16 protein-coding genes are annotated in these 18,243 nt (G+C 68.2%); 7 read left to right on the forward strand and 9 right to left on the reverse strand.

Annotation, left to right across the window (positions count from 1 at the left end; genetic code table 11):
- The first annotated feature begins 87 nt into the window (after nt 1-87).
- The 3 genes from MCHUDSM44219_RS05765 to MCHUDSM44219_RS05775 are packed head-to-tail and all read left to right on the forward strand — an operon-like array spanning nt 88 to nt 2,711.
- Nucleotides 88-1,713, forward strand: coding sequence for an acyl-CoA carboxylase subunit beta (locus MCHUDSM44219_RS05765; RefSeq protein ID WP_048417281.1), 1,626 nt, complete (start codon nt 88-90; stop codon nt 1,711-1,713).
- A 31-nt stretch (nt 1,714-1,744) separates the two neighbouring features.
- A complete protein-coding gene (locus tag MCHUDSM44219_RS05770) occupies nt 1,745-2,026 on the forward strand; it encodes an acyl-CoA carboxylase subunit epsilon (RefSeq protein WP_048417282.1) in 282 nt (93 codons plus the stop codon).
- A gap of 28 nt (nt 2,027-2,054) precedes the next feature.
- Nucleotides 2,055-2,711, forward strand: coding sequence for a nucleoside triphosphate pyrophosphatase (locus MCHUDSM44219_RS05775; protein ID WP_048417283.1), 657 nt, complete (start codon nt 2,055-2,057; stop codon nt 2,709-2,711).
- A 114-nt stretch (nt 2,712-2,825) separates the two neighbouring features.
- On the opposite strand, the gene MCHUDSM44219_RS05780 is transcribed toward MCHUDSM44219_RS05775, so the two are convergent.
- The 5 genes from MCHUDSM44219_RS05780 to MCHUDSM44219_RS05800 all read right to left on the reverse strand — a co-directional run bounded on the left by MCHUDSM44219_RS05780 (nt 2,826) and on the right by MCHUDSM44219_RS05800 (nt 7,404).
- Nucleotides 2,826-3,182 (reverse strand): hypothetical protein, encoded by a 357-nt coding sequence (locus tag MCHUDSM44219_RS05780; protein ID WP_048417284.1) that lies wholly within the window; start codon nt 3,180-3,182, stop codon nt 2,826-2,828.
- A gap of 619 nt (nt 3,183-3,801) precedes the next feature.
- A complete protein-coding gene (locus tag MCHUDSM44219_RS05785) occupies nt 3,802-4,131 on the reverse strand; it encodes a hypothetical protein (RefSeq protein WP_048417285.1) in 330 nt (109 codons plus the stop codon).
- Nucleotides 4,132-4,223: 92 nt separating this feature from the next.
- Nucleotides 4,224-5,348: a glycosyltransferase family 4 protein gene (locus MCHUDSM44219_RS05790; RefSeq protein WP_048417286.1), complete on the reverse strand. Its 1,125-nt coding sequence runs from the start codon at nt 5,346-5,348 to the stop codon at nt 4,224-4,226.
- A complete protein-coding gene (locus MCHUDSM44219_RS05795; protein WP_048417287.1) occupies nt 5,345-6,298 on the reverse strand; it encodes an NAD-dependent epimerase/dehydratase family protein in 954 nt (317 codons plus the stop codon). The genes MCHUDSM44219_RS05790 and MCHUDSM44219_RS05795 overlap by 4 nt, the downstream gene beginning before the upstream one ends.
- Nucleotides 6,295-7,404 carry a glycosyltransferase family 4 protein gene (locus MCHUDSM44219_RS05800; protein ID WP_048417288.1) on the reverse strand — a complete coding sequence of 370 codons (1,110 nt, stop codon included), beginning with the start codon at nt 7,402-7,404 and terminating at the stop codon, nt 6,295-6,297. Before MCHUDSM44219_RS05800 ends, MCHUDSM44219_RS05795 begins: the two co-directional genes overlap by 4 nt.
- Nucleotides 7,405-7,576: 172 nt before the next feature.
- On the opposite strand from MCHUDSM44219_RS05800, the gene MCHUDSM44219_RS05805 reads away from it, so the two are divergent.
- Entirely contained in the window at nt 7,577-8,470 is an 894-nt protein-coding gene (locus MCHUDSM44219_RS05805) for a glycosyltransferase family 2 protein (protein WP_048417289.1), read from the forward strand.
- Nucleotides 8,454-9,503, forward strand: coding sequence for a cellulase family glycosylhydrolase (locus MCHUDSM44219_RS05810; protein ID WP_048417290.1), 1,050 nt, complete (start codon nt 8,454-8,456; stop codon nt 9,501-9,503). The genes MCHUDSM44219_RS05805 and MCHUDSM44219_RS05810 overlap by 17 nt, the downstream gene beginning before the upstream one ends.
- Here the strand turns inward: MCHUDSM44219_RS05810 and MCHUDSM44219_RS05815 are convergent.
- From MCHUDSM44219_RS05815 to MCHUDSM44219_RS05830, 4 genes are read right to left on the reverse strand one after another with little or no spacing between them, the layout of a single operon-like run.
- The gene (locus MCHUDSM44219_RS05815; RefSeq protein WP_048417291.1) at nt 9,500-10,993 is read right to left on the reverse strand and encodes an oligosaccharide flippase family protein; all 1,494 of its coding nucleotides are present in this window, start codon (nt 10,991-10,993) and stop codon (nt 9,500-9,502) included. The two genes, MCHUDSM44219_RS05810 and MCHUDSM44219_RS05815, sit on opposite strands and share 4 nt — an antisense overlap.
- A complete protein-coding gene (locus MCHUDSM44219_RS05820; RefSeq protein WP_048417292.1) occupies nt 10,993-11,880 on the reverse strand; it encodes a glycosyltransferase family 2 protein in 888 nt (295 codons plus the stop codon). The genes MCHUDSM44219_RS05815 and MCHUDSM44219_RS05820 overlap by 1 nt, the downstream gene beginning before the upstream one ends.
- The gene (locus MCHUDSM44219_RS05825) at nt 11,877-13,169 is read right to left on the reverse strand and encodes an O-antigen ligase family protein (RefSeq protein WP_048417293.1); all 1,293 of its coding nucleotides are present in this window, start codon (nt 13,167-13,169) and stop codon (nt 11,877-11,879) included. The genes MCHUDSM44219_RS05820 and MCHUDSM44219_RS05825 overlap by 4 nt, the downstream gene beginning before the upstream one ends.
- A gap of 12 nt (nt 13,170-13,181) precedes the next feature.
- A complete protein-coding gene (locus MCHUDSM44219_RS05830; protein WP_048417294.1) occupies nt 13,182-14,534 on the reverse strand; it encodes a tyrosine-protein kinase domain-containing protein in 1,353 nt (450 codons plus the stop codon).
- Nucleotides 14,535-14,886: 352 nt separating this feature from the next.
- On the opposite strand from MCHUDSM44219_RS05830, the gene MCHUDSM44219_RS05835 reads away from it, so the two are divergent.
- Nucleotides 14,887-16,854: a hypothetical protein gene (locus MCHUDSM44219_RS05835; RefSeq protein WP_048417295.1), complete on the forward strand. Its 1,968-nt coding sequence runs from the start codon at nt 14,887-14,889 to the stop codon at nt 16,852-16,854.
- Between the two features lie 114 nt (nt 16,855-16,968).
- Complete coding sequence (locus MCHUDSM44219_RS05840; RefSeq protein ID WP_048417296.1) at nt 16,969-18,243, forward strand: acyltransferase family protein; 1,275 nt, start codon at nt 16,969-16,971, stop codon at nt 18,241-18,243.

Here is an 18,243-nt window from a genome sequence, read left to right on the forward strand (position 1 = left end):
CCGCGTCGTATTCGGACACCTACACACCGATCACAACAACCGTCACCCCGCTTGCCAAACAGCAGCGGCTTGACATAGGAGAAACCCATGACCAGCGTGACTGAGCCTGCAGCCGAGCACGAGATCGACATCCACACCACTGCGGGGAAGCTCGCCGATCTACGGAAGCGCGCCGAGGAGGCGCTGCACCCGGTCGGCGAGGAAGCCGTGGACAAGGTGCACGCCAAGGGCAAGCTCACCGCCCGCGAGCGCATCCTCGCGCTGCTCGACGAGGACTCCTTCGTCGAGCTCGACGCGCTGGCCAAGCACCGCAGTAAGAACTTCGGCCTGGAGAAGAACCGCCCCACCGGCGACGGCGTGGTCACCGGCTACGGCACCATCGACGGCCGCGACGTCTGCATCTTCAGCCAGGACGCCACCGTGTTCGGCGGCAGCCTCGGCGAGGTCTACGGCGAGAAGATCGTCAAGGTTCAGGAATTGGCCATCAAGACCGGCCGCCCGCTGATCGGCATCAACGACGGCGCCGGCGCCCGCATCCAGGAGGGCGTGGTCTCCCTCGGCCTCTACAGCCGGATCTTCCACAACAACATCAAGGCCTCCGGCGTCATCCCGCAGATCTCACTGATCATGGGCGCCGCGGCCGGCGGGCACGTCTACTCCCCCGCGCTGACCGACTTCGTCATCATGGTCGACCAGACCAGCCAGATGTTCATCACCGGACCGGACGTGATCAAGACCGTCACCGGGGAGGACGTCACGATGGAAGAGCTTGGCGGCGCGCACACTCACATGGCGAAGTCCGGCACCGTGCACTACGTCGCCTCCGGCGAGCAGGACGCGTTGGACTACGTCCGCGACCTGCTGTCGTACCTGCCGCCCAACAACTACGCGGAGCCGCCGCGCTACCCCGCACCGCATCCCGGTCCGATCGAGGAGAGCCTGACCGACGAGGATCTCGAGCTGGACACGCTGATCCCGGACTCGCCGAACCAGCCGTACGACATGCACGAGGTCATCACCCGCATCCTCGACGACGATGAATTCCTCGAAGTCCAAGCGGGTTACGCGCAGAACATCATCGTCGGCTTCGGCCGTGTCGACGGCCGCCCGGTCGGCATCGTGGCCAACCAGCCCACCCAGTTCGCGGGCTGCCTGGACATCAACGCCTCCGAGAAGGCGGCGCGTTTCGTGCGGACCTGCGACTGCTTCAACATCCCGATCGTCATGCTTGTCGACGTGCCCGGCTTCCTGCCGGGCACCGATCAGGAGTACAACGGCATCATCCGCCGCGGCGCGAAGCTGCTCTACGCCTACGGCGAGGCCACCGTCGCGAAGGTCACCGTCATCACCCGTAAGGCCTACGGTGGCGCCTACTGCGTCATGGGGTCCAAGGACATGGGCTGCGACGTCAACGTCGCCTGGCCGACCGCCCAGATCGCGGTGATGGGCGCTTCCGGTGCCGTCGGGTTCGTCTATCGCAAGGAGCTCAAGGAAGCCGCCCAGAAGGGCGAGGATGTCGATGCGCTGCGTCTGGAACTGCAGCAACAGTACGAGGACACCCTGGTGAACCCGTACATCGCCGCCGAACGCGGCTATGTCGACGCGGTGATCCCGCCGTCGCACACCCGCGGCTACATCGGCACCGCGCTGCGACTGCTGGAGCGCAAGGTCGTCCAGACGCCGCCGAAGAAGCACGGCAACATCCCGCTCTGATCGATTCGCTTGCCAGACAAGGAGTTCAGCTGTGGACCATGATGCCGACATCGTCGAGGTCTCCGACCCCCGGGACATGACGATCGACGACCCGCCGCAACCAGACCCCCACTTCCAGGTGGTCAAGGGCAACCCGTCTCCCGAGGAGATCGCCGCGCTGGTGACCGTACTGTCCGGGGCCGGCGGCGCCGGCCACGCCGACCATGGCCCGCAGGAACTCAACCCGTGGGGTCATCCGGTCGACAAATTGCGCTACGACGTCACCAGCTGGCAGCGCGTCACGCTGTTGGAGCGGATGCACATGCGGCGATGATGAGCCGCTTGCACGAAGAACGAAGCTCATGACCCGGGTTGTCCTGGGCTCCGCCTCGGCCGGCCGGCTGCGCGTGCTGCGCCAGGCCGGCATCGATCCCCTCGTCGTCGTGTCCGACGTCGACGAGGACGCGCTGATCGCCTCGCTCGATCCGGAGGTGCCGCCCGAGGCAGTGGTGCTCAAGCTTGCGAACGCCAAGGCGGTCACTGTTGCCGCGCAATTAACTCCAGAGGTGGCGGCCGATTGCGTCGTGCTCGGCTGCGATTCCATGCTGTACCGCGACGGGCGACTGTGGGGCAAGCCCGGAACAGTGGACGCCGCACGTGAGCAATGGGTGGCGATGTCGGGCACGACAGGGCATCTGCTTACGGGACACGCTTTACTCCGCGTCGCTGACGGCGTCATCACCCACACCGAGGGCGAAACGGGGAGCACAACAGTACATTTCGGTGAGCCAGAGGCGAGAGAATTGGCCGCCTATCTCGCGAGCGGCGAACCAATCGAGGTAGCCGGCGCCTTTACGCTCGACGGCTTTGGCGGATGGTTCATCGAGCGTATCGAGGGTGATCCGTCGAACGTCGTTGGACTTAGCCTGCCACTGCTACGCAGGCTGCTTGCAAGAGCGTCTTTATCGGTCCGCGATCTTTGGAAACAAGGACAGCCGCACAACGGCCTTGAGATTTGAAGCTTTGAGTTCGTCGAGCCGGCGTTGCCGCGAAAGGCCAGCGCAGTGGTCTTCCGATGGCCACAGAACGGCCTTCCGAAGCCTCCCGGCTCGATCAATCGGCCGCGATCCTCGTTAGCCCTGCTTGTAGCAGTTACTGTCGTTCAATCGCTTGACGCCGAAGCTAATCTTCTTCACCTTTGGACTAACCGTGGCTTCCGCCTTCGGGTACTGCCAGCAAACCGTCCAGTTCGTCAGGTTCATGACGTCCCGATTTCCCTTGGTGTCGTCGAAAACGAACTGTAGCTCGCGCGGGTCAGCGGCAGATTTGACGTCGTTCACTGCGGTCTGCAGGACAGCGCCTTTGACATCCGGCATGTCCCAAGTGGAGGCAGCATCAGTAGTGTCCGCGGCCGCCGGCGATGCGACGCCTGCCGCCCCAGCGACGATGACGACAGTCATCAAGCTCGCGGCCATGACTTGCCTGCGCATTGCAAACCACCTCAAATTCGCAGCCGCCCCGGGCGACATCCGTTGGTTGACACTTCGGTAGGACAGTAGCTCATTGCGCTCTGGTTCGGTGGACATCCGTTCTGCGTCGCCGTTTTTCGTGTGAGTTCAGCTACGAGAGCGTTCGCCAGCACCTTCCGCACGTCAAGCGAAGGCCTGATCGAATCGGAGGTCTTAAGGATCCGGGGCGAACCCTAGTGCTGCTCGACTGGAGGTTCGCGATTTGAATGTCGATGCCACAAGGATTGCCGAGAGTATGCATTCGTCAGATCAGCGACGACTCGACACGGTCTCCTCAAGGTGGGCCGCAAAGCTCTAAAACTTGATGTACTCGATCAATTCCGGTGAGTAGCCGCCGGGCTTTCACCAGCGCACCGAGCTGGCAAGCACTCGGCTGATCATTCGAGGTTTGCGCGAGATCTCTCAGTTCTCGTCACTTTCACGACGCACCAGGTGGGCTGCGACGCCAAGGCATCGTCGGCATGGACGTCGATACGGCACCGACGCTTCGCCGCGAAAGCGACAGATGGCCGCCCGCCTCGAGATCCACTAGCGATGGCTGTGCTCGTGTGTTCAGAACGAGCGACCTGTGACGTACCGCTTAGCACTCCTCATTGAGACGCCGCAGGGAGAAGATGACGCGCTTCGTCTCCTGTGAGATTTCGCCCTCGGGTCTCGGCGACGTCGCACAGACGGCCCAGTTGGTCAAGTTGTAGACCTGCTGGTTGTAATCGCGGGGCACGAACCGCAGATCCAGCTCGACGTCACCGACGACGCTCTGAACGTCACTCACGGCGGCGTCCAGGACCTCGCCGCGGACGTCGGGCATGACCCACTCGTCGTCAGCGGCGGCCGCGGGACCGGCGAGCCCCGTCATCGCCGCGAGAAAAGCGGACGTGGTCGCTACCGCTGCCACCATGTGCTTGCGCATGGACAAACCCCTCGGCTCGTTGTCGGCTCGAACAGGACGCTAGCCGATTCGGGGCCGCTGCGAGGCAGGACTTGTTGTGTCGGCGCTGTTGTTCATGTTCCCGTCGACGAACCGAGCACCTCCGCCACCGCCTCCGCCGCCGGCGCCAGCGACAACCCCGCCTGCCGAGCCGTCACGTGCGCCCAGCCCCGCGCCGCCAGCTTGGCCCGGGCGTCCTCGTCCCGGCAAAAAGCCCTCAGCGCCGCGGCCAACTCCGCGCGGTCCGTCGGGTCGAAGTAGTCCGCCCCGCCCCCGCACGTCTCCCGCAGCGCGGGGATGTCCGACGCGAGCACCGCGGTGTGCGACGCCATCGCCTCGATCGGCGGTAACCCCGCCCCCTCGTACAACGACGGCATCACCAGCAGATCGGCTCCGGCCACCAGCGACCGCAGCACGGGGAAATCCAGCCGACCCATCACCTCGACCCGCTCCCCCAGCCCGGCCGCCAGCGCCGGCACCCGCTCGTCACCTCCGCGCAGCGCCTCACCGCTGCCGGCGATCACCAGCTTGTGCGGGACGTCGCCCGCCACATCGCCGAACGCCATCAACAGCAGCGGAAGGTTCTTGTGCCACTTCGCATTGCCGATGTACAGCACATACGGCGCCTGCACCGGGGACAACCCGGGATCGACCGGCGCGAACCACTCCTCGTCCACCGGGATCGGCGTCACGGTCACCCGCGCGCCCGGCGACATCGCCGTCAGCGTCGCCTTCGTCGCCTCCGACGGCGTGAAGATCAGGCTCGCCAGCCGCCCGTCCAGCTGGAACATCGTGCGCGCATACGCCCGCCGCGCCGCGCTCTGCCCGCTGATCTCCCGGTCCCGCACGTGCATCGTGTCGTGCACCGTCACGAACAGCCGCGTCCCGCGGTGCCGCAGCGCCGCGAACGGAAACGGGTAGTGCGGAACCCAGAACCCTCGCGGGCGCACATCGTTCAGCGCACGCGCCCACACCCGCTGCTCGCCGAGCGTGTACATCGCCGCCGGCGGTGCGGTCACCACCGTCGTGCCCGGCCGCACCTCGGGCACGGCGTGCTCGTTGACCAGCAGTGCCAGCGACAACCCGCGCTCGGCGAACGTGTCCTCGAGGCTCGGCAGCAGCGTCGCGATGTAGGTACCGATGCCGCTCTGCCGGAGATGTCGCGCGTCGAATAGCAGATCGACCCGCCGGTCGGTCAAGTCAACCGGCCTTCCAACTGCGGCAGGAAATCAGGATTGGCCCACATCCGCTTGAGCGTCTCGTCCAACTCCCACTTCGGCGCCCACCCGAACAGCTCGCCGATCCGCGAGATGTCCGCACCCAGATACGGCCGGTCGACCGCCCGCATCCGGCTCGGGTCCTGCCGCACCTCGAACTCCAGGCCGAGCACCGATTTCATCCGGTTCACGATGTCGTCGACCGAATACTGCTGCCCACTGCCCAGATTGACGATCTCGTACCCGCCCGGCTCCGGGGCGGCGCCGAGCGCCACCGCGGCGAAACCGCCCGCGGCGTCCTGCACGTCGATGTAGTCCCGCTTCGGCCAGGTGTTGCCCAGCTTGATCGCGTCGGGCTTGTCACGCAGCTGCACGACGATCGCAGGCAACAGATGCGGATTGGTCTCCCCGGGCCCGATCACGTTGAACAGCCGCACGATCACCCCGGCGATCCCGCGGCTCTCCGCGAACATCCGGACGTAGTCCTCGCCTTGGTCCTTGGTGATGCCGTAGATGTCGACCGGCTCCACCACGGAACTCAGCTCTCGGTGCGGCGCCTCGTCCGGCCGGTACACCGCACCGCTGCTGGCGAACACGAAGCGCGTCCCCGGCGCCAGCGCCGACAGCACATTGACCGTACCGGTCACGTTGGTGGCAACCGCGTTCGCCGGATCGGCGTCGCACTCGGGGATGTAGTGAATGGCCGCCAGGTGCACCACGACGTCCGGCGCGAACTTCTCCACGACCGCCGCCGTCGCCGCGGCGTCCCGGATGTCGACGCGCTCGAACGCGAATCCGTCCAGATCGCCGGCGAGCCAGTCGGGCGTGCCGTAGCGCAGCAGATCGGCGACCAGCACCTCGGCGCTGCCGCGCAGCGTCTGCACCAGCTCCTTGCCGACGAAACCCGCTCCGCCCGTGACCATCACCTTCATCGCGTCTTACCCCTCATGTCGACCGTGCGTTCGGCGTGCTTCTCGAGTTTCTCCGCGATGTGCGACCAGTCCAGGTCAGCCGCGCCCGCGAGGCCGGCCCGCGAGTACCCGTCCCAGCCTGCCTGCGCGGCGAGCAATGCATCGGCGAAATCGGCGGGTTCGGTGCCGCACACCAGGCCCGCGCCGTACTGCTTCACCACGTCCTTGCCGCCGTTCTCGGAGAAATTCGCGGTCACGACGGGCAGGCCGCTGGCCATCGCCTCGGCGATCACCCGGGGGAAGCCCTCGCGGCGGCTCGGCATGCCGAGCACCGAGGACGTCGACAGCAGCTCGATTTTCTGCGCCTCGTCCACCGAACCCAGGACGCGCACGCGCGACGCGGCGGGGTTTCGGCGGGCAGAGGCTTCGACATCCTCGCGGGACGGTCCGTCACCGGCGATCACCAGATCCCCGACGAACCCGCGTTCGGCGGCCAGCGCGAACGCGTCGATCAGCAGCGGCAGGTTCTTGTGCGGCGCCAGGCGCCCGACATACAGCGCGCCGGAGCGCTCGTCGCCGGGGGCCACGCGGTACCGCTCCGCCTGGATGCCGCTGGGCAGCACCCCGCACTCCCGCCCGGACTGCTCGGTGATGGCGGCGGCGACCGCCTCCCCCACCGCGAAATTGGAACCCACCATCTTGGGGAACTGTGCCTGCAGGGTGCGCAGCAGCGGGTCTTCCCGAATCTCGCACCAGTGCAACGCACTTCGTGGTCGAACTTTGCCGGGAAGGGCCAGCACGTGCATCAGCGGCCACTCGTTGAGCAGGTAGAAGTCATGCTCACCCCGTGCAACGACACGACGGATCCGTGCGCTGTATCGGGCGATGTCCGACCAGTTTCGCCGCAGGGCCTTGATCCGGGGCGCCTTGTAGCGCCCGGAGTTCGCCTCGCGATGCAGGGTGACACCGTTGATCACCTCGACGTCGGCGAGCCCGCCGACATGGCCGATGCAGTACACGTCGACGGTGTGGCCGCGCCGGACCATCGCCTCCCCCAGTTCCTGGAAGAAGACCTCCTGCCCGCCCACGCTCGGCGCATACAACTCGGTCAGGAACGCGAACCGCATCTCGGCATCCCCCCATGACCGTGGCTCGGCAATCCGAGATGCCATCACCAATTTCGCCGCGAAGCGTTGTGACGTGCGACGGAAGTCATGCTAGCCGCTGAGACCAGTTCACGACGTTCGTTTGCCGGTCGATTACCGGATTCACCGGTGCACCTGGATTACGCTTCCGGCCATGGGCCCCCAGGCGCCGAAACCGCGCATCGGCGTCGCCGTCACCACGGTGGGACGGTGGGAGCCGTTGCGCGCCCTCCTCGGTGACCTCGCGGCGCAGACGAGGCCGCCGGCCGCCGTGGCGATCGCCCACCACGACCCCGCCGATGCCCCGGAGCTCGACGCGCTCGTCGCCTCGTTCTCCGACACGTTGACCATCCGAACGGTGATCAGTGCCCGCGGCATCTCCCACGGCCGCAACGCCGCCGCGACGGCGCTGGGCGACGACGTCGACTGGTTGTGGTTCCCCAACGACACCAGCCGCGTCGACGCCGATTTCCTCGAGCGCGTCGCGCAGCACTGCGTCGCGTCAGCGACGGTGTGTGCGGGCCGGCTCATCGACCGGGAGGGGCCGCGCAATCCGCTGCCCGCGCCGGGAACCCCGTTGACCAAACGCAGCGCGTGGGGCGCGATCGAGCCTGCCACTCTGTTCCGTCGCGACGCGTACGCGGCGGTCGGCGGGTTCGACCCGCATCGGGGGTCGGGCGCCGACACCCCGTGGCAATCGGCGGAAGGCCCCGACCTGCTCCTGCGCATGGCAGCCCGGGACGGCTTCACGATCGTGTGGGCAGACGACATCGTGGTGCACGCTCAGACCGAGTTCGCCCACCTGCCGCCTGACGAACGGCGCCGCAAGCTCCGCAACTACGGCCGCGGCGCCGGAAACGTGCTCCGCACATGGCATTACCCGCTGTGGTACAAAACCGCCCACCTGGTGGCCGCGGCACTGATGCCGCTGCGCAACCCGGCGAAGTTCGGCCCCCGCGACGGGCTGGCGCTGCTCATCGGCCGCGCCGAGGGACTGGTGGGCCGGCCGTTCACCCGGGAAGCCGACACCCGTGCGATCCTTCGCTAGCCGATTTCTGCTGTGCCTTCTGGTGATCGCCGGTTCGGTCACCGCCTGCCAGCCGTTGGGTGCGGCCGTCCCCATCGGGATGACCGTGCACTACCGCGGCGCCGACTCGGCGTCGCTCGACGACCAGTTCGACGCGCTGGCGGCGATGAAGGTCACCTGGGTGCGTGTCGACGTGGATTGGTCGGTGCTGGAACCGGTTCATAATCAACTGAACTGGACCTCGACCGATCAACTCGTCGACCGTGCGCTCGCCCACCGGATGCGGGTGCTGCTGGTACTGGCCTTCAGCCCGCCCTGGACGACCGGCGCGACCGGCTCGAACCGCGCGCGACCCGACGACCCGGCGGCGTTCGCGAACTTCGCCCGCGTCGCCGCGCAGCGGTACGCCGCGCGCGGGGTGCATCACTGGGAGGTCTGGAACGAACCCAACACCGGCAAGTTCTGGCCGCCCGCCCCCGACGTCGCCGAGTACGGCCGGTTGTTTCGTGCGGCCGCCGACGCGGTGCGCGGGGTCGACCCGAAGGCCACCCTGCTGATCGGCGGACTCTCGCCCACCTACGGCAGCCCCACCGCCGACGTGGATCCCGTCACCTACCTCGGCCGGCTCTACGACGACGGGGCCGCACAGATCGCCGACGGAATCGCCGTGCACCCCTACACGTTTCCGTATATGCCGTTCGGCCGGTCGCAGCGGACCACCGGCGGGTTCCGCGACCTCCCGGCGCTGCACGACCTGATGGTGGCGCGGGGCGACGGCGACAAGAAGGTGTGGATCACCGAGTACGGGGCTCCGACCGGGACCGGCCCCTACGCGGTGTCCGAGCACGACCAGGCCGTGACGCTGCTGCAAGCGCGTCAGCACGTCGACACGTGGGACTGGGCCGGCCCGCTCATCTACTACGAACTGGTGGACGGCGGAACAGATCCTGACGAGATCGAGGACAACTTCGGCGTGCTACGCACCGACGGCAGCCTCAAATTGGCCGCGGTCGCGCTGATCGACACCGCGGCCGATCCGTTGAGCGGCGGCTAGAGTTTCAGGATCTTGCGCACCGCGGGTCTGCGGTGCTCGGGCGCCCGCTCGACCAGCCGGTTCATCAGCCCGGGATCCACCATCGACGTCACCGACAAAGCGCGCAGCGCAAGGAAGTACACGACGATCGCGGCGGGAATGGACGCCACCAACGAGATCGAACCGCCCCACTGCACGGTGATGAGGTACGCGACCGCGGCCTGCGCCAGGGCGGCCACGGTGAGAGCGCCGAGCACCCGGTACGGCGGCCGGAACGCCAGACGCCGTGTCACATACCAGGTTTCGACGAGAACGACCAGCACCTGCGCGATGCCGCGGGACCAGGCGGCGCCCATCAGCCCGAACCGTGGGATCAGCAGGAAACCCAGCACGACGGTGATCGCCAGCCCGGCGGCGTTCGAGATCACCAGCAGACCGGTCTTGCCGGTGCTGTAGAGCAGATACAAGGTGGTGACGCCGAGGCTGCTGATGGCCGCGGCCACCAGGAGCACCGAGGCGGCGGGCACCGCGTCGGCGAACGCGTCGCCGAACAGCGCCGGAATCAGCACCGGCGCCACGGCGGCCAGCCCCAGGCACAGCGGCACGATCACCATCGCGATCAGCGCCGTCGTCGTCCGGTACAGCCGCAGCATGTGCTCCTCGGCGCCCATGCCGTGCTGTTCGCTGAATCGCGGCAACAGGGCCGACAGCAGCAGCGGCGGAAGCTGGACCGCCATCTCGGCCACCGTCACCGCGGCGGCGAACAATCCGACCGCGGTCAGGCCGGTGTAGTGCTCGAGGAACACCACCTGGGTGCGGCCGAACACCAGGCTGCCGATGACGCCCACCGCCCAGCTGCCCAACGCGAATTTCACGACCTCACGGCGCAGCGCCGAGCCGACGCGCGGTTTCTTGCGCAGCAATCGGAACACCCGGCTCGCCGGCATGAGGTTGCCGGCGATGTAACCGGCGAGCGCCCCCGGAATCCCGAACAGCCACGCGCCCAACGCCATCGTCGACACCTTCAGCAGCGCCGAGACGGCCGACAGCTTGGCCACTTCGCCGAAGTGCTGTTCGCCGCGCAGATAGAACAGGTACAGGTCGCCGAGCTTCCAGGACACGAACCAGACGGCGGCGACGGTGATGACCACCTCAGGGGAGGTGCCCGCCAGCGCCCCTGTCCCGGGCCCGCACAGGTAGCCGACCAGCACCACGCCGACCACCGTCATCGCGGCCATCGAGAACCGCGTGGTCGCCCCGATCAGCCCCTCGGCCTCGTCACTGCGCCCCTCGGCGCGCAGGTTCGGGATGAACCGCTGCTGCACCACGTCGATCCCGACCGCGGCGATCGTCGCCGCGACCGTCACACACCAGACGACGTAGGCGAACACGCCCAGCCGCTCCGGACCCAGCAGCCGCGCGACGATCGCGTTGCCGACGAACCCCGCCAGCGCCACCGCGGCTCCGGACGCAAAGCCCAGCAAGGTGTTCCGTGCGAAGCTCGGAGACATCAGCGGGCCTGCTGCTGACGCAGCCGCAGCAGGGACTTGGCCGCGCTGGCCCACGCCAGCGAGCCGGGCCGGCCGTAGCGCACGCCCGCTCTGATCGCCGCCAGCACGCCGCGCAGCGATCCCGCCCCCAGGGCCGACCCGACCGCCGAGGTCAGCATGTAATCGCCCCGTACGCGGGGCGATTCACCGGCGAGCTCCCGCCGCCCCCAGTCGATGTACTCCGCGCTGCGGTCCACCCCGGCCCGCGACACCGACACCGCCGTCCACACGATGTCGACCAGCGGGTCGGGCAGCTGGATGATCGGCAACTCCGGAAAGACCCGCCGCACCTCCATCAACCACTTCGGATCGTCATGGATCGATCCCTCGGCCACCGACATCGGCACCGTCTGCACCACGTGGCGAGGGAACACCAGCGTCGAGGTCTGCACCATGTTGAACGCCTGCCGCTCCCGCATCTCGAACAGATACGGCGCGACCGCTTCGTGCGGACCGATCAGCGTGCGCGGCCCGACCACAGGTTCGCCGCCCTCGAGAAGGCGGCGGAACCGGCACGACATGATCCACTCGTCGCCCGACGGAGCGGCCGACAACTGCCGCTCCAGCTTCTCGGGCAGCCACACGTCGTCGTCATCGAGCAGCGCGATCACGGTGCCCGAGGCCGCCTCGATGCCGAGGTGCTTGGCCCGGCTCGGCCCCACCCGCCCCGGCGTGGTGATCACCCGAATGGCAGCGGAATCGGGGAGGTCAGGCTCTCCGGGCGCGTCGACGACGACGATGACCTCCAACGGCGGAACAGTCTGCGCCAGAGCGGATTCCACCGCACGCCGCAGACTGGGCCGGACGATGGTCGGGATCACCACGCTGACCGCGGGCGCCGTCGTCATATCGGCGCCTGCGCTACCGGCCTGCTGTACCGGGACAGGATCAGGATCGCGAAGATCATGCCGCTGATCGGGAAGAGCTGCAGGTTCGGAAGCAGAGCCCACACCGCCTCGGTCGACGCGGCGACGAAAAACGCCCCCAGGTAACCGAACAACGCGATCTGCTGGTTCGTCGCCGTCAGCGCCCGCGCGGCCAGGATCGCGAGCACGATCACCGGAGCCAGCACCGCCACGCCGATCAACCCGGACTTCACCAATGTGTCGATGATCAGGTTGTGGCCCGTGCCCACATACGCCCACGCGGCGACGTTGGCGTTCGACTGAGCGTCGGTGAGGAACCAGTTGACCCCGAGGCCGACCAGCGGGGAGCGCTGCCACTCGGCGAGGCTCGCCACCCACACCGCGGCACGGTCGGTGAACGCGTGCGGATCCCAGGGCAGGAACGGCAGGACGAACATCGTCGTCGCGGTGACACTGACGAACACGGTGCCGGCGAACCGCACGTTGACCATCGACCGGATCCGGCAGGCCGACCACCACAGCAGCACCAGCGCCGCCGCGATCACCGCGGTCCGTGACGCCGACGCGAGGATCGTGGTGAACAGGACGGCGCCGCAGAACAGCTGCCATCGCAGCCCACGGATCAACGGCACCAGCGAGAAGGCCACCGCGCAATACATTCCGAGCACGTTGCCGTGGCCGAACGGCCCGGCCAGCTCCCAGCCGGCGATGATCGCCTTCTCCGAGACGATGTTGTACATCATGTAGTCCGGCGCGATGAGCCCGCCGATCAGTGAGTACACGCCGATACCGGTGGCCAGGACGGGCAACCACTTCAGCGCGTCGATCGAGGCCCCGGTCTTCCACAGCGCGACGACGAACAGGTTCGCCAGCAGGATCTTCGGGACGTCGGCCGTCGGCGGCGGTGACGGGCTGAGGATGTAGGGCACGTCGACCGCGAGCAGCAGGATCAGCAGGCCCACGATGCCGCGGTCCGGACGGCCGCGAGTCAGCAGCACCACGGCGGAGGTGTAGGCGAGCAGCACCGCCGATCCACCCAGGCGGGCGAGGTGGGCCAGCGGGACCTCCGAGGAGCCTGCGGAATCCTCGAGCGGCGGCAGGTCCGGCGAATGCTTGACGAAGACGTGGTTGATGGCCTCCGGAACGACGACCAGAGCGATCGCCAGGATGATCAGCCAGGTCAGCGCGTGGCGTTCCAGACGCGGATAGCGCACCCCGGCGTTCGGCGCGTCCAGACCCGTGGGGGCCGGCGCGAACACGGTGTGGCGCATGACCTCGCCCGCTTATCTCTGATGCGCGCCGAGGCGCCGGGCGCGGCCGCCGCGGGCGGCCTTGCCGGCGGGGACCATCACGACGGCCCCGACCAAAGGCGCACCCGCGCGCTTCAACGTGGCGACGGTGGCGGCGAGCTGCTTGCGGGCGCTGTGCCCGTAGCGCACGACGAGCAGCACGCCCTGCACCGAGGCGCTGAGGATCGCCGCGTCCTTGACCTCCAGCGGCGGCGAATCGAGCACGACGTAGTCGAAGCGACCGCTCAACTGCTCGAGCAGATTTCGGAATCTCTGAGTGCCGAGGACCTCGGTGGGGTTGGCGGAGACCTCGCCGGCGGCGAGCACTGACACTCCCGCGTACCGCGTCTGCTGCAGCGCGGCCGACAGCTCCGCGCCGCCGCCCAGCACGGTGCTCACACCCACCTCCCCCGGCACGTCCAGGCACGACGCGACCCGGGGCCGTCGCAGGTCGGTGTCGACGACGACCACCGAGTGGTCGGCCTCCGCCAGTGCGAGCGCGAGATTGACCGCGGTGGTGGTGCGCCCCTCGCCGGCCACCGAACTCGCGACCAGCAGCACGCGAGGCCCGGGCTCGACTTCGAGAGACTGCAGATTGGTCCGCAGTTCGCGGAACGCATCGGCGACCGTCGCGTCGTCACGCCCGAACGCGACCAGCGGTCCGTCGCCGTGGCCGGCCTCGACGGGGATCTCGCCGACCACCCCGACGCCCGTGGCGCTCTCCACCATCTCCGGGCGCCTGACCGTGGGGTCGAGACGATCCCGCACCAGAGCGGCCAGCACGCCGAGCAGCAGCCCGACCACGCCCGCGACGCCCAGCGTGCGCGCCTTGTTCGGCGACACCGGATCCTCGGAGACGCCGGCACGCTGCTGGACGACGACCTGCGCGTTCGGCCGGGCGCCGAGATCCGGCGTCTCCAGCGCGGCGGCCATCACCACGAATTCGTCGGACAGGGTGTTGGCGATGTCGCGGGCCCGCGTCGGCGAGGAGTCCTGCACGGTCACGTCGATCAGCACGGTGTCCGTCGGCGCGACCGCGGTGACCTCGGCCTGCAACTCGGCGGCGGTCATGTCGAGGCCGAGCTTGTCGATCGTGCGCTGCGCCAGCAGCGCGCCCTGCAGCAGCTGGGTGTAGGACAGCACGCGACGTTGGGCGAACAGTCCGCCGTCGTTGGTCTGTGTGTTGGTGCCGTCAGAGGTGGTCGACACGAACAGCCGCGTCGTCGCCTGATATTGCGGTGCGGCGAGCAACAGATAACCGACCGCACCGAGGACGGCGATGAGGAAAACGCCGCAAATGATTTTCCAGCGGGTCCGCAGAATCCGCGTGAAGTCCTGGTACGTCAATGGTGACCTTTCAACGCAGCGACCTTTCCCCGTGCGCGCCGTTCACGCGTCACCCGAGCACACCGGTGCGCTCACGCTATCTCAGTTGCCGTAGCTCTGACGGTGATACGCCGCACCCGTTCGATCACGGATTCGCCGCGAAATACCGTGATGTAACGGCCGATCGATATCACGTCCACCCTGCTGTTACGCCGGTATAGTCCTACCACTGTTGCCCTTTTGGAGCTCGATGGCGGGAAAGTAGAAAACGCGTGCGACGACGATCGACTTCCTCCCCTTCCGCGCAAATGTCGCTGTACGTCCGCGCTTTCGCCGAGGTGTCGGAAACAATCGCTACCGACGGAGATCGGTGATGCCGCGTCGGCCGCTGTCGGCGATCCTGCTGTCGGTGGCAATGGTCCTCGCCCCAGCAATAGCGTTCACACCGGTGATCGCGATCGGGCATGCTCAACCCAGCAACACCGCTGACCAAACGCCGGCAGTCACGCTGGCGTGGCGGACGCTCGGGGTGAACGACGGCCTCTATCTGGGCCCGGACAGTCCCACCAGCGTCACCGTGCCCGCGCCCGCCGGCCTGACGGCCTCGCGGCTGCTGGGCACGATCCAGGCGCCGATGAACGTCGACGCCGGTTTCCTCGAGATCACCGACGCCAACGGGACATTGCTCACCAGCATCCCGCTCCCGCCGGCGGCCACCGCACCGCCGCAGACTCCCCTCGACGTCGACATCTCCGCGGCGCCGGCCCGCTCGTCCTCGGTCACCCTCACCTTCACGCTGCGCGCCACCGACAACCGCGACGGCTTCTGCGGACCTCTCCAGCAGCTCGCCCTCAGCGGCCTGTCGACGGTCTTCACCGGCGCCGAAGTGCCCGCCAGCACCGTCGCCACCTTCTTCCCCCCGGTGCTCGAACGGGTCAGCATCTACACCCCCACCGATGCCAACACCGCCGAACAACAGTCGGTGCTGTCCCTCGTCTCGACGTTGACCCGGCTCTACCACTCGCAGCCACTGGCCGTCGACGTCATCACCCAGCCCCGCGGCGCGACGCCGCCGCCCGCCGGGCAGTTCGCGCGCACCGTCGTCGTCGAGTCCGGCGGCCGGGCCGGCTTGACGGTGGAGGCGCCCGGAAGCCCGGACGCCCGCCTGCGGGTCAGCGGCAACGGCGACGAACTGACCACGCAGGTCGGGCTGCTCGTCAACCAGTTGCAGACACTCGTGCAGACGCCCAGCGCCCGCGTCGAACAGGCCGGCGCCGGCCCGACGCTGAGCGGCGACACCTTCACGTTCGATCAGCTCAAGATGTCCGGCAAGACGGACGTGCTGCGCACCGGCACCGTCACCGTCGGCGTGGACCGCTCGGCGTTGGGCATCGGCCGCGTGGACGCGGTCAGTGTGCACCTGCTCGCCGACTACACCCCGGTACCCACCGACGATGCGGCCAGCATCGTCATCCGGTCCAACGACCGGGTGCTGTACCGGGCCGCGCTCAACGACAGCGGCCGCCTCGACGCGACGTTCGACGTGCAGGGCAAGGCGCTGACGCAGTACCTCGGTCTCGACATGGCGCTGACCTACACCCCGCACCAGACCTGCGGTCCGCTGATCGCCCCGATCACCTTCCAGGTCGATCCGACGTCGACACTGACGCTGCGCCGCGGCGGCACTCCCACAGGCGGATTCACCTCTCTCCCATCAGAATTCAGCCCCAGCTTCATGGTCGCGATGGACGGCAGCAATCCCGGCCAGCTGGTCTACGCCGCCCGCATCATCAACGCCATCGCGCGGCTGACCAGTCAGCAGCTGACGCCTCAGGTGGTCGACGTGCAGACCGCGGCGGATTCGCGCTCGGGTGCGCTGATCGTCGCGAAGTCCTCCGCCATCGCCGACACCACCCTCGATCCGCCCGTCGGCGGTGACGCCGCGACCGTCGACATCGGCCTGCCGACCGAACTGCGCGCCGACATCGCCGACGGCCTCGGGTTGGTGCAGGCCTTCGCCGACCAGGCGCGTGGGCGCACCGTCGTGCTGGTCACCACCACCGACGACTGGCGGCTGATCGACCCGCTGCTCGACTACATCGACCGCCAGCAGGGCGGCTGGTCGGCCCTCACCGGTGACGTGCTCGCCGCCGGGGCGGCCGGCGTGCCGACGAACGTCGCGGTGCGGGCGGGCGACCCTCAGGCCGCTGCCGAAGCCCCGGCCGCGGCGGCGCAGAAATCGTGGGTACCGCTCGCGGTCGCGGCGGCGGCGATCCTGGCCGTCATCGCGTTGGCAGCTGTGCTGCTGTCGCGCCGACGCGGCACGGCTGCCCGGAAGTAACCCCCCTTCCCGAACCCCGGGCGTGACTCAGATCACTGTGTATTGCCGTAGAACCAGCTGTGGTTCATCAGCGATCATCTGACGTAGCCGCATAATGACCACCGGGGGGATGTCATGGTTACTGCGCTGGACCGTTTTCGGGAATCGTCGTCACGTCGTCGTCGACGTGCAGAACGAGCAAACTATCGTCTGGACATTCAGGGTTTGCGAGCTGTGGCCGTTCTGGCTGTGCTGGCCGCCCACCTCACCGGCTGGCCGCGCGGCGGCTTCGTCGGTATCGACGTCTTCTTCGTGATCTCCGGGTTCTTCGTCACCGACATGTTGCTGCGCAGTGCCGAACCCACCGGAACCGTGTCCCTGGGCCGCTTCTGGCTCGACCGGGCCCGCCGCATCCTGCCCACCGCCATCGCCGTCCTGATCGCCACCTACGTCGCGTCGCTGATCCTGCTGCCCGACCGCGCCCGCGACATCGGCATCGACGCCCTGTTCTCGTTCGCCTTCCTCGCCAACTGGCACTTCGCCGCACAGGGCGCCGAACCCGACTCCCCGCTGCAGCACTACTGGCCGCTGTCCATCGAGGAGCAGTTCTATCTGCTGTGGCCGCTACTGATCCTCGCGGTCACCGCGCTGGTCGTCCGCCGGGCCTGGAGCCGCGACCGCTGGGTCGGCCTGGTCGCCGCCACCAGCGGCCTGCTCACCGCCGCGTCCCTGGCCTGGGCCACCTACCAGACCGCGGTCTCCCCGCACAGCGCCTTCTACAACACCTTCGCCCGCGCCTGGGAGCTCGGCGTCGGCGCCCTGCTCGCCACCGCCGTCGCCGTCCTCACCACCACCCCGGTCTGGTTGCGCCCGCTGCTGTCCTGGGCCGGGGTCGCGCTCATCGCCGCCGGCCTGGTCCTCATCGCCCCCGACTCCGCCGGCTTCCCCGTCCCCTGGGCCCTGCTCCCCGTCGCCGGCGCCGCAATGGTGATCGCCGCCGGCGTCGGCAGCGAACCGATGTTCCAGCCCCTGCTGCGCAACCAGGCAGCCACCTACCTCGGCGACCTCTCCTACGCGCTCTACCTGGTGCACTGGCCCGTCATCGTCCTGCTCGGCACCGTGATGGACACCAGCGTCTACTTTTACGCCGGCGCGCTGGCCCTGTCCTTCGGCCTGGCCATCGCCTGCCACCACTTCCTGGAAAACCCGCTGCGCCACGGCAGTTGGGGCGCCATCCAGCAGGCCCGCGAAGACATGCGGCACGGCCTCTACCACGTCGAGCGATCCACCAAGATCGCCGCCGTCGCCGCACTGGTGCTGATCACCTTGTCCGTCATCACCTTTGCCGCCCGCCCCGACCGCTACGAACAGACCCACCCCGCCCTGCCCTGCTGCGGCCATCTCGAGTAA

This window comes from Mycolicibacterium chubuense (assembly GCF_001044255.1).
In the GTDB taxonomy this organism is placed as follows: domain Bacteria; phylum Actinomycetota; class Actinomycetes; order Mycobacteriales; family Mycobacteriaceae; genus Mycobacterium; species Mycobacterium chubuense.